This is a genomic window from Granulicella mallensis MP5ACTX8 (genome assembly GCF_000178955.2).
Classification (GTDB): Bacteria; Acidobacteriota; Terriglobia; order Terriglobales; family Acidobacteriaceae; genus Granulicella; species Granulicella mallensis.
Genome location: NC_016631.1, coordinates 1,516,370 through 1,528,527, shown reverse-complemented (window position 1 = coordinate 1,528,527; position 12,158 = coordinate 1,516,370). Strand labels below are relative to the sequence as shown.

Below are 12,158 nucleotides of genomic sequence, written 5' to 3'. Positions count from 1 at the left end.
GTCTATAACAGCGGCGAACTGAAAGCCTCTCCACGGAGGTCATCGGCCGGGTCTGTAAGACTCGCGGTTCGATCTCAAATGAGAACGAGGAAATAAACAGATGGAATCATCGAAGAATATTGGGCGCGGCCTGTGGACAAATCTCCGCAGTGGCCGCTTGACCGCCACCTTCACCATCCTGGCTGCACTGTCTGTCGGCATTCTCGCGGGCTCGGTGCTGACCAGCAGCGTCAGCGGCAAAGAGCAGCAGCGCATAGACTCCAGCGACGCACGGCCCCTGGTCATCCCTTCACCCGCTACTCTCTCCAATGGCTTCTCCGCCATCGTGAAGCAGGTGGGTCCGGCCGTCGTGAACATCAACACGGAATCTCTCCCCAAGCAGTCGGCCAAGCGCAACAATCGCCGCGGTCTGCAGCGCGGTCCCGTACCCCAGGCGCCGGATGGCGATGACAACGGGGATCAGGGCGACCAAGGCGATCAGGGCAACATGCAGGACTTCTTCAACCACTTCTTCGGTGGTAACGGCGGCGAGACCCCCGATGCAGGTCCCCGCCGCGCTCTCGGTTCCGGCTTCATCGTCGATCCGCGCGGCTACATCATCACCAACAACCACGTCGTCGACAAGGCCGATCACATCTACGTAAGGCTCTCCACCGACCCCGAAGCCACCCCCGGCGACCCGGGCCGTCCGGCAACCGTGATCGGCGTCGATAAGGAAACCGACATCGCCGTCATCAAGATCGACTCCAAGACTCCGCTGCCGACCATCAAGCTCGGCAACTCCGAGGGAGCCCAGGTAGGCGACTGGGTGCTGGCCATCGGCAGCCCATTCGGTCTCTCGCAGACCGTCTCGGCAGGTATCGTCTCGGCCGAAAACCGCAGCATCGAAGAGGGCCCCGGCCCCGGCGGTGTGGCCACCAACCAGTTCCAGCGCTTCATCCAGACCGATGCGGCGATCAACCCCGGCAACTCCGGTGGTCCGCTCGTCGATATGGCCGGTGAGGTCATCGGCATGAACACCGCCATCTACACCCAGTCGGCCGGTTCGGAGGGCGTCGGATTCGCGATGCCGTCGAATACACTCGCCAGCGTCTACAACATGCTCATCGGGCCTGACCACAAGGTCACGCGTGGCTCCATCGGCATCACGTTCCAGGCAGCGCAGTCTTCGGCAGTAAGCCGCATGTACGGCTTCGCCAACGGCGGCGTCATCGTCGGAGCGGTTACCCCCAATGGCCCGGCAGCAAAAGCTGGTCTGCAGCCCCGGGATGCCATCGTCACCATCGACGGCAAGTCGATCAAGGATGGTGACCAACTGGTCTCCATCATCTCGGCCAAGCACCCCGGCGAGACCGTGAAGCTCGGTTATCTGCGCGACGGCAAACAGCAAACCATCAGTGTGGGCATCACCGACCGCGCCAAGACCTTCGCCGACCTCGGCGGAAGTCAGGAAGACTCGAACACACCCGAGGAGTCCGATGCCGGACAGAGCAAGCTCGGCATTACGGTCCAACCCGCGCCACAGGCAGCGATCACCAAGCTCGGTATCAAGGGCGGCGTCATCGTCACCTCGGTCCGTCCCGGCTCCTTTGCGGATGAGATCGGTCTGCCTCAGGGCTCCGTGATCACCGAGATCAACCGTCAACCCGTCACCGACGAAGCGAGCTATCGCGCTATCGTCTCCAGCCTGAAGACCGGTTCCGACGTAGTATTCGTTATTCGGAACACCCAGCTCCAGGGCGGCGGCAACACCTACGTCGGCGGGACTCTTCCGTAAACAGTGAGCACGAAACGAGATAGGGCGCAGGCACCATGCCTGCGCCCTTCTCTTTTGCCTCGATTGCCCAAAACGGTATCTCGATCGTCACTCCACACCCCTTGATTGCTGGAGCATGAATACGCTACCCTGAACCTCATGCCGGGCGTTTAGCGCTCGACGCACCACCCGATTCAAGGGGATGAACTGGATGCGCATAAACCTACAAAATCTCGTCTCGACTGGCCTTCTGCTGATCGCAGTTCCCTGCTTCGGCACCACGCGCCCGAGACACAACTCGACCACACATGCGACGCTGAGAAACGCACGTTACTCGCACAACACACGTTCGGTACGCCACGAATCGGCGCCCGGCATGGCTCCGGAACGCGCCACCGAGATTCAATCGGCGCTCATCAAATCCGGCTACATGTCCGGCGAGCCTACCGGCTCCTGGGACTCCCAGAGCGTAGCCGCCATGCAGAAGCTGCAGGGCGATAACGGCTGGCAGACCAAGATCACTCCCGACTCTCGCGCACTGATCAAGCTCGGGCTTGGACCGCAACAGCCGAACTAGGTAAATAAGCAAGGCCTTGCCTTTGCTTTTGCCTTTCTTGTTGTCATTCCCCCAGGGAATCTGCTTTCCATACCACTGCCGCATTGTCTTTGCTTTTCTTGCTTGTCATTCCCGTAGGGAATCTGCTTCTGGCACCACCACGGCATCGCTTTTTGCCTTGAAAGGGCGGGGCTTCAGCCCCGCCGCCACACGCGCTCCCATTTTTGCGGCTTTAGCCGCTGAGGGAATGCCAAGCCGCCACCCAACCGCGCTTCAACTAGTCCCCTCTTCGCTTATCCTCAAAGCATGAAGCTCGCCCCGCTCCGAATCCTCTTATCGCTCGCTGCCACTTTCATCGCCACACAGGCACACGCGATCGAGCTCAAGATCTCGTCGAAGGCACTGGAGCAAACTCTTGCCCGGCAGCTCTTCACCGGCGAGGGCGGACGCTACTACATCCGCGGCAAAGCAGGCTCAGCGTGCTACGTCTACGCCGAAGCCCCCAAGGTCAGCTTCGTAAACGACCGCGTCGTAGTCCACGTAAAAACACACTCCAAACTCGGAACAGGCCTGCGTGGCGCGTGTATCGGCATCGGACTCAACACCGACGCGGACGTCTCCATCATCCCCGACGCGCAGGGTGAGATCATCGGCTTTCGCGATGCGCGCATCGAACGCCTGAGCGATTCGAAGGAACTTAACTTCCTCCTCGTTCCCTTCCTGAGCCACCAGCTCCCCCAGCAGATGAAGGTCAACGCCGCCGACCTGATGCGGCAGCTGCTCAGCAACTCCGCGCAGACCACAGGCTACGATCTCAAACTCGACAACCTGAAGATCCACTCGATGCAGGTCGACGGAGACGCGCTCGCAGTCGACCTCGACGGCACGCTCTCCGTCCACTAATCGGTCGACCGCATCAACACGAAAACCCCTGCCATTACAGGCGATTTCTCCCCTTACAAAAGTCTTACACGCAGCCTCGCGAATCTCCTCTATCGTCGTAGTTGTACCTGCAACATCCATGGGTACAGAGGACGCATTGATGAACTCTCTCCTGACTCAAGCCGAAATCGACGACATTGAAACCGCGCCGGCGCCTGCCTCGAATCCCCTCCAAGCCGTCAAGCAGACGACGCAAAAGATCAAGCAGGACCTGCGCATGGGCCGTGAGCACCAGCAGGGCCGCATCAACTGGATCACGACCATCGCCATGAGCGCGTTCCATATCGGCGCCATCGCCGCGCTCTTCTTCTTCTCCTGGAAGAACCTCGCCGCAGGCGTCATCATGTACTTCTTCGCGATCAACGTCGGCATCGGCATGGCCTACCATCGCCTGCTCACGCATCGCGGCTACCGCGTTCCGCGCTGGCTCGAGTACTTCCTCACCGCCTGCGGCACCCTGGCCCTTGAAGGCGGACCGATCTTCTGGGTAGCCACCCATCGCGTGCACCATCAGAACTCTGACGACGAAGGCGATCCGCACACCCCGCACGATGGTACCTGGTGGGCCCACGCTGGCTGGATCATCTCCGGCCGCGCTCTTCACTCGGAGACTGCCCTTCTGGGCCGCTACGCTCCCGACCTCTCACGCGACCGCGTTCACGTCTGGCTGTCGAAGTACCACTGGCTCCCGCTGACCATCGCCGGCTTCCTGCAGCTGGCTCTCGGCGCGGCTCTCGCTCCTACCGGTCACCGCATCGTAGGCGCTGTCGGCATGATGCTCTGGGGAACCTTCCTCCGCGTCACGCTGGGCCTGCACGCCACCTGGCTGGTCAACTCGGCAACGCACCTCTGGGGCGCTCGCCGCTTTGAGACCAAGGACGACTCCCGCAACAACTGGTGGGTTGCTCTCCTCACCGGCGGCGAAGGCTGGCACAACAACCACCACGCTCACCCGGTCAGCGCCCGCCACGGCCTCACCTGGTACGAGTTCGACATCAACTACTACGGCATCTGGGTCATGGAGAAGCTCGGACTCGCGAAGAAGGTCCAGATCGCGCAGTTCGACCCCGCCAACCCCAAGCCGGCAGGCGTCAGCTAGACCCTCCGAACCCTGAAGTAAAAAAAGCGCAGAGCATAAGCTCTGCGCTTTTGCTTTGGCCTTGAGTTGTTGCTCGTTCTTGCCGTTGTCTGTTTTTCGTCGTCATCCTGAGCCGTAGGCGAAGGACCCCCGCATTGAGTGCCACCACAAGCGCACGTGCCCACCAACAGCGTTCGGGTACGCATTCGTGGTCTTCCCCTATGTCGCGGTGCCACCACGAATGCGGGAATGACGACGAAAAACAAACAACACTCCAACCGATATACTCTGGAGAACGTCCGACACCTATGAACTTCAATCGACGCCGCGGAGCCATCGCCCTCTTCATCACGCTCGGCGTCTTTATGAGCGGCGTAGCCATTACGCTCAATATCGGCTGGATCCTGCTCAACACCCGCCGTCTCGCCGCGGACATCTTCGGGGTCATCCTCTTCTCCGCCCTCATCGCGGGCGTAGTTCTGAACACCGTCTTCCTCGTCCGCGAGATCCGCCGCAACGAGCGGCAGGACTCCTTCCTGAACGCCGTCACGCACGAGCTCAAAACCCCCATCGCCAGCATCCGTCTCTACCTCGAGACACTCCAGCGCCATCCCGTCGACGAAGCCCAGCGCCAGAAGTTTTACGGCATCATGCGCTCCGACACCGACCGCCTGCTGAACACCGTCGAGACCGTGCTCAAGGCCGGAGAACTCGGTCAGAGACGCGAGCAACAGCGCGCGCGCATCGAGCTTCATCCCCTGGTCGCGGACTGCATCCAGACCGTGCTTCGCCGCCACCATCTCTCCCCTGAAACCATTGAGCTCGCCGAAGTCCCCGGCAACGTCCGCCTCTACGTCATGGGCAACGCCGAAGACCTGCGCACCGCCGTGATGAACCTTCTCGATAATGCGGTGAAGTACTCCCCCAACGGCGTTCACATCGTCTGCCGCCTGGGCATCGAACGCTACACCTGGGTCGTACTGTCCATCACCGATACCGGCCTGGGCATTCCTCCACCGGAGCTCAAGCGCATCTTCAAACGCTTCTATCGCGCCCCCGCCAACGACCCGGTCAAGATCAAGGGAACGGGACTCGGCCTCTTTCTCGTCCGCACCATCGCCCGGCAACACGGCGGCAGCGTTCGAGCCACCAGCGAAGGCACCGGCAAAGGTTCCACCATGCTGCTGCGACTGCCGCTGGCCATCGGCAATAAGATGACTACGGATTCCGCATCAACATAGCGGCAGCCCTCGCCTTTGATCCTTCCCCTCCCATAAATTCGTCATCCTGAGCGAAGCCACTCGCGTACTTTGCGAGTGGCGCAGTCGAAGGACCCCGAGGGTCTTTACGTTACTCCACCGCTGGCCCCTTTTCGACCTATGACTTCGAAGCATAGGAGCAGCAGCTCATTTAGCATTGTTGCCATGAAGCACCCGAACCACCTCCTGCAATGGCAAAAAGCAGGCCGGCTATGACCCCCGCCCTCATCGCCGTCATCGAAGACGAAGAGCACCTCGCGCAAGGCCTGCTCTTCAACCTGGAGGCCGAGGGCTACCGCGTGCATCACGAGTCCGACGGCGACGCCGCGCTCGCCTGGCTGCTGGCAACGGAAGAACAGCCCACCGCCATCCTGCTCGACGTCATGCTCCCCGGCCGCGACGGCTTCTCCATCGTCCGTGCCCTGCGCGAGGCCGGCCACTACACGCCAGTCCTGATGCTGACGGCGCGCGGACGCAGCGAAGACGTCGTCGAAGGCTTTGAAGCAGGCGCGGACGACTACCTGCCCAAACCCTTCGATCTGGCCATCCTGTTCGCTCGCCTCAGCGGCCTGCTGCGCCGCATGCACTGGCAGCGCGAGCAAACTCCGGCCATTGACACCCCGCCTCCTGTCCCTGCCCCGCTCCCGGAAGAAGAGGTCACCAACCCCACAGGAATCTATCTCTGCGCCGGCCGCACCATCAACTTCGACGACCTGGAGATCCGCACTCCCGACAAGGTCGTGCATCTCACGCTCATGGAGGCGGACCTGCTGCGCTACCTCATCGAGAGGCCGGGCAAGATCATCGCCCGCAAAGAGATCCTCGAAAACGTCTGGCACGTGCATGAAGACACCGACACCCGCGCCATCGACAACTTCATCGTCCGCCTGCGCCGCTACCTCGAACCCAACCCCTCCAACCCGGTGCACCTGCTGACTGTGCGCGGCGTAGGCTATCGATTCACCCCGGAAGAGCAGGGATTAGGGATTAGGGATTAGGGATTACAAGACCAGCGCGACTCACTCATATGAAAACCTAATCCCTGTTCCCTAATCCCTGCTCCTAATCCCTGCTCCTCCGGTACACTCAAAATAGCCGCACGGACGCGGCGCAAAACTTGCGCATCTTCACTCGTTACATACTTCGCGAGGTTGTCGGCTACGCTCTGCTGGGTGGCGTGCTCTTCACCTTCATCCTCTTCATGCGCTATCTGCTCGCGCTGATGGAACTCGCCGTACACGGCGCGGCTTCGTTCGCCGATATTCTCCGCCTCATCGGCTACCTCCTCCCCTACTTCCTCACGCTGACCATTCCGATGGCCGTGTTGATCGGCATCCTCCTAGGCCTCAGCCGCCTGGCCGCCGACAGCGAAATCACCGCGATGCGCGCCAGCGGTATGGGTGTGCTCTCCTTCGTGCGCATCGTCAGCATCGTCGCGGTTCTCTCCTGGGCCGTGGGCCTGGTGAACTCGCTCTACGTCGCCCCCCGCGCCGCCGCCGCGTTGCTGCAATACGAGGCCCAGGGCGCAAGCGGCGAAGCCGCCATCCAGGTTCAGCCGCGCGTCTTCTACGAAGACTTCAAAAACTACGTCCTCTATGTGCAGGATGTCGTCCCCGGCTCCGGTGCCGCCGAGTGGAAGAACGTCTTTCTGGCCGACTTAACCCAGCCCGCGACCCCGCACATCATTACGTCGCAGGAGGCCCTCGTCACCGGCACTCCCGGTGATCCTCAGACGTTGCGCATGCAGCTCTCCGACGGCTCGCGGCACGACATCGCCGGCAACAACCCAAACCAGTACGACATCTCTACCTTCGCCAGCACCGAACTGCCCATCCAGACGGGCCAGCAGGAAGAGGACTCGCACATCAGCCGCCGCGACACGCCCATCCAAGCGCTCAGCATGGGCGAACTCTGGAAGTTCGCCCACGGCAGCGGTGACACGCAGCCTTACTTCATCGAACTCCATCGCCGCTTCTCATATCCAGCGGCGTGCCTTGTCCTGATGCTCGTCGGCGTCCCCCTCGGCCTCTCGTCCAAGCGCGGCGGCAAGGGCACGGGCTTCGCGATTACGCTGGTTCTGGTCTTCGCGTATTACATCCTCTCGTTCGTTGGCAGTGCGCTCGCCCGGCAGGGCAAGCTCTCAGCCTTTGCCGGGGTCTGGGGAGCCAACATCATCTTCGGCGTCGCCGGAGTTCTACTGCTGCAGCAGATGTCGCGCGGCGGCGTTGCGCTCAACCTGCTCTCAAGCGCTGGGGCCACGCTCAGCAGGCTCTTCTCGAAGCCTCGACGCACGAAATCCGCCAACACAGAGGGCTTCGGCTCCGGCGCGCGCATGCAGCAGCTTCGCCGTGCCCTGCGCATCCGCTTCCCGCTCATCCTCGATGAGTACGTCATGGGCAGCTTCCTGCGAAACTTCGGCCTGGTGCTCACCAGCCTCGTCGGACTCTTCCTGATCTTCACCTTCTTCGAGCTCATCGGCGACATCATCAAGTACCGCACGCCGCTCGTCACCGTCGGCGAATACCTGCTGAACCTGATCCCGTTCATCCTCTACAACGTCACCCCGCTCTGTTCCCTCGTCGCGGTACTCATCACCTTCGGCGCTCTCAGCCGCACCAGCGAACTCACCGCGATGAAGGCCACCGGCGTCAGCCTCTATCGCATCGCCACGCCGGTGCTCCTGGTCGCGCTGGCTCTCTCGGCTATACTCTTCGCCTTCGACGAAACCTACCTTCCCGCTGCCAATCGCAAGCAGGAGGCCCTGCGCTCCGTCATCAAGGGCAAACCCGCGCAGACCTTCCTGCGTGCCGACCGCAAGTGGATGTCCGGACAGACTCTCGGCAACAAAGAACCCACGCGCATCTTCTACTACCAGTTCTTCGACTCCGATAAGAACGTCTTCGCCAACCTGACGGTCTTCGAGTTCCAGCCCGGCACCTTCACCCTGACGCGCCGCATCTTCGCCACCAGCGCGCGCTGGGACGATAGCGTCAACCGCTGGGTCTTCGAGAACGGCTGGCAGCGCACCTTCAGCGGAGACGCCATCAGCAGCTACCAGCCGTTCACCCTCAACAGCTTTCCGGAGATCCACGAGCAGCCGGGCTACTTCAAAAAAGAAGACCGTCAGTCGCAGGAGATGTCCTACAGCGAACTCTCTAAGTACATCCGCGACCTGAAGCAGAGTGGCTTCGACACCACCAGGCTGCGCGTCCAGCTCAATCGCAAGATCGCCTATCCGCTCATGGCGCTCGTCATGGCCATCCTCGCCGTGCCGTTCGCGCTCTCCACCGGCAAACGAGGCGGCCTTGCCGGCATGGGAGCGGGCATCGGCGTCGCCATCTCCTATTGGGTGATCGCGGCCATCTTCGAGAACCTCGGCAACGTCAACTCGCTGCCCTCTATCCTGGCCGCCTGGTCGCCGGACATCCTCTTCGCCATGGTCGGTACGTACCTGCTGCTGCGGGTGCCCACGTAGTTGCTTCATCCGCAGCAAAATCGTTGCCGTTGCTTTTGCCTTTGTTTTTCTGGTTTGTCATTCCCGCAGGGAATCTGCTTCTGCCGTTGCTGTTGCATTTCTGGTTTGTCATTCCGAGCGTAGCGAGCGAACCTGCTTCCTCCCGTTTTTCGCTCGCACCACCACAGAAAACAGGGACACGAAGCAGAGATCTCGCTTTTTACTGGAGTAAAGTGGTCATGCTAGCTCTAGCTAAGAACGGGAGACAGCAGGTTCGCTCGCTGCGCTCGGAATGACAAACCAGAAAAACAAAAGTAAAAACGAAGCGACAAGTAACCACGACCTGCGATCTTCCCCATCTTCACCACGAAACTACAGCGCCGAGCTAAACTAATTCCGAAATGAAAACCACAACTCTCTCTGCCCTCGCCCTCGTCGCGACAGCTCTCCCGCTCGCGGCACAGACAGCCTCAACCACACCCGTCCACCACGCCACCGCCACAACGGCACACCGCGTTGTCGGTTGCTCCACCTTGCCCACGCTTTCGTCCAAGATCCCCGCTCTGCCTGCCGGGGTCTCCTGCGCCAAGCCGCTCTATACCCTCACTCGTACGCCCGATATGAAGCTGGACTACGCCTCGCCGCTCCTCAGCCCTGAGGTCCGCGAGAGCCTGGGAGCAACCCCAACCACCTACTCTCTCAACTACGTCGATATCATCGTCGGCACGGGAGATCCCGTTCGCCAGGGCAAATATCTGTCCGTGAAGTACACCGGCTACCTGCCGGACGGTACCAAGTTCGACTCCTCCGAAGACCACCCCGGCAAGGAGCCTATCTCCTTCCCCTACGGCATGCATCGCGTCATCCAGGGCTGGGACACCGGTTTTGAGGGCATGCACGTCGGTGGCAAGCGCCGCCTCTTCATCCCCTATCAGCTGGCCTACGGCGAGCAGGGCCGTCCTCCCATCATCCCCGCGAAGTCCATGCTGGTATTCGACATGGAAGTCGTCAGCGAGAGCGACAGCGCCCCCGCACCGAAGACACCTCCAGCTCCTCCCGTGCACCCCGTGCCGCCTGCCGCCAAGCCCGCGACACCCGCAGGAACAACCACGCAGCCCGCAGGCAACACCACTCAGCCTGCATCCACAACCCCGAAGCAGTAATCTAACTAGTAGTGTCGGCGGGGCATGGCATCCAGCCATGCCCCGCCACTTCTGCCTTTTCTGTTTCCTGTTTCCTAATTCCTGTTTGTTGCCTCTATATGTTTCAACGCCTCAGTCCGCTGTTCCCCTATCTCAAACGCTACTGGCGGAACTTCGCCCTGGGCGGTCTGTCTCTCATCCTCTATAACAGTGCCAAGGCGATGGTTCCGCTCGTTGTCGGCTCCGCCATCGACGACATGCGCCACGGCCTGAGCGCCGCCAAGGTCGAGCACCACGCTCTGCTCCTGCTGGGCATCGCGACGGTCTCCGGCATCTTCCTCTATCTCATGCGCCAGATCATCATCGGCGCCTCGCGCGAGATCGAGTACGACCTGCGCAACGATCTCTTCGCTCACCTCGAACTGCAGCCGCCCAGCTTCTTCCAGCAACACCGCACCGGCGACATCATGGCGCGCTCGACCAACGACCTGAACGCCGTGCGCCAGTTGCTCGGCCCGGCCATCATGTACAGCGCGAACACCATTTTCTTCACCGCCGTCGCGCTTCCGTTCATGCTCCGCATCAGCCCCTGGCTGACCCTGTGCGCCTTCGTCCCGCTGCCCTTCGCGTCAGTGCTCGTGCAGTACTTCGGCGCACGCATTCACACGCGCTTCGAGCGCATCCAGGCCATGTTCTCCGACATCTCCGCGCAGGCCGAAGAGAACTTCTCCGGCGCCCGCCTCATCCGCGCCTTCGCGCAGGAAGAGGCGCAGATCGCCGCGTTCGAGGAGTCCAACCGCGAGTACATTCGCCGCAGCCTCCTCCTCGCCCGGCTGATGGCGATGCTCTGGCCCACACTGGAGTTCTTCCTCGGCTTCTCGCTGATGCTCACCCTCTTCGTCGGCGGCCGCGAAGTCGTCCTGCACCACATGAGCGTCGGCCAGTTCACCACCTACAACGTCTACATGGTGCAGCTCATCTGGCCCATGATCGCGGTCGGCTGGGTCGTCAACCTCGTGCAGCGTGGCGCCGCCTCGGTCGTCCGCATCGACCAGTTGATGAAGCAGCAGCCTGCCATCGACGACAGCGAAGCGAAGCCGGAAGTCGCCACCGAGCCGGTTGCAGGCAGTATCGAGTTCAACAATCTCAGCTTCGCCTACACCACCGGCGGCGAAGTCCTGCACAACATCTCGCTTGAGATCCCCGCCGGATCGAGCCTCGCCATCGTCGGCCCCACCGGCTCCGGCAAATCGACGCTCGTCTCCCTCATCCCGCGCCTGCAGGAAGCAGCGCCCGGCATGGTGCTGATCGACGGCCGCCCCATTCGCGAGTACTCGCTCGCCTCTCTACGTCATGCCATCGGCTTCGTACCGCAGGAGACGTTCCTCTTCTCCACCACCATCGCCGACAACATCGCCTTCGGCGTTCCCGAAGCGACAGAAACCGGGATCGAAGCCGCCGCCCGCACCGCACACATCGGCACCGAGATCCTCGAGTTCCCGCAGGGCTTCGCTACGGTAGTAGGCGAACGCGGCATGACCCTCTCCGGCGGCCAGAAGCAGCGCACCGCTATCGCACGCGCCGTGCTGCGCGATCCGCGCATCCTCATCCTCGACGACGCACTGGCCTCAGTCGACACCTACACCGAAGAGCAGATCCTCGGCGGCCTGCGCACAGCGATGCAGGGCCGCACAACGATCCTCATCGCCCACCGCGTGTCTACAGCCCGCAATGCAGACCGCATCGCAGTGCTGGTCGACGGCCGCATCGCCGAACTCGGCACACACGACGAACTGCTCGCACGCGGTGGCTACTACAACGACCTCTACGAAAAGCAGAGCCTGGAAGAAGAGATCCTCACCGCCTAACCCCAATAAATCGGGTGCCCCATCCTCGACGCGCGTTCTTTGCGCGGCAGGGTGGGGTATCGGGCGAACGCCCGACCGCTCCTGCTTATCGCTCGTATCGCCA

Annotated in this window: 9 protein-coding genes; all 9 read left to right on the top strand. The window is 61.7% G+C overall.

What is annotated here, in order from left to right:
• Positions 1 to 100: 100 nt before the first annotated feature.
• Positions 101 to 1,777: a trypsin-like peptidase domain-containing protein gene (locus ACIX8_RS06505; RefSeq protein WP_014264538.1), complete on the top strand. Its 1,677-nt coding sequence runs from the start codon at positions 101 to 103 to the stop codon at positions 1,775 to 1,777.
• A gap of 190 nt (positions 1,778 to 1,967) precedes the next feature.
• Positions 1,968 to 2,333 carry a peptidoglycan-binding domain-containing protein gene (locus tag ACIX8_RS26120; protein ID WP_014264537.1) on the top strand — a complete coding sequence of 122 codons (366 nt, stop codon included), beginning with the start codon at positions 1,968 to 1,970 and terminating at the stop codon, positions 2,331 to 2,333.
• A 285-nt stretch (positions 2,334 to 2,618) separates the two neighbouring features.
• On the top strand, positions 2,619 to 3,215 hold the full coding sequence (locus tag ACIX8_RS06495; protein ID WP_014264536.1) for a hypothetical protein: 597 nt from the start codon (positions 2,619 to 2,621) through the stop codon (positions 3,213 to 3,215).
• A 139-nt stretch (positions 3,216 to 3,354) separates the two neighbouring features.
• Positions 3,355 to 4,353 (top strand): acyl-CoA desaturase, encoded by a 999-nt coding sequence (locus ACIX8_RS06490; protein WP_014264535.1) that lies wholly within the window; start codon positions 3,355 to 3,357, stop codon positions 4,351 to 4,353.
• A 287-nt stretch (positions 4,354 to 4,640) separates the two neighbouring features.
• Entirely contained in the window at positions 4,641 to 5,573 is a 933-nt protein-coding gene (locus ACIX8_RS06485) for a sensor histidine kinase (protein ID WP_014264534.1), read from the top strand.
• Positions 5,574 to 5,803: 230 nt separating this feature from the next.
• Positions 5,804 to 6,589, top strand: a complete 786-nt coding sequence (locus ACIX8_RS06480) for a response regulator transcription factor (RefSeq protein ID WP_014264533.1) — start codon at positions 5,804 to 5,806, stop codon at positions 6,587 to 6,589.
• A 119-nt stretch (positions 6,590 to 6,708) separates the two neighbouring features.
• Complete coding sequence (gene lptG, locus ACIX8_RS06475) at positions 6,709 to 9,066, top strand: LPS export ABC transporter permease LptG (protein ID WP_014264532.1); 2,358 nt, start codon at positions 6,709 to 6,711, stop codon at positions 9,064 to 9,066.
• A gap of 380 nt (positions 9,067 to 9,446) precedes the next feature.
• Complete coding sequence (locus ACIX8_RS25105; RefSeq protein ID WP_014264531.1) at positions 9,447 to 10,208, top strand: FKBP-type peptidyl-prolyl cis-trans isomerase; 762 nt, start codon at positions 9,447 to 9,449, stop codon at positions 10,206 to 10,208.
• Positions 10,209 to 10,306: 98 nt separating this feature from the next.
• Positions 10,307 to 12,055, top strand: coding sequence for an ABC transporter ATP-binding protein (locus ACIX8_RS06465; protein ID WP_014264530.1), 1,749 nt, complete (start codon positions 10,307 to 10,309; stop codon positions 12,053 to 12,055).
• Positions 12,056 to 12,158 lie beyond the last annotated feature (103 nt).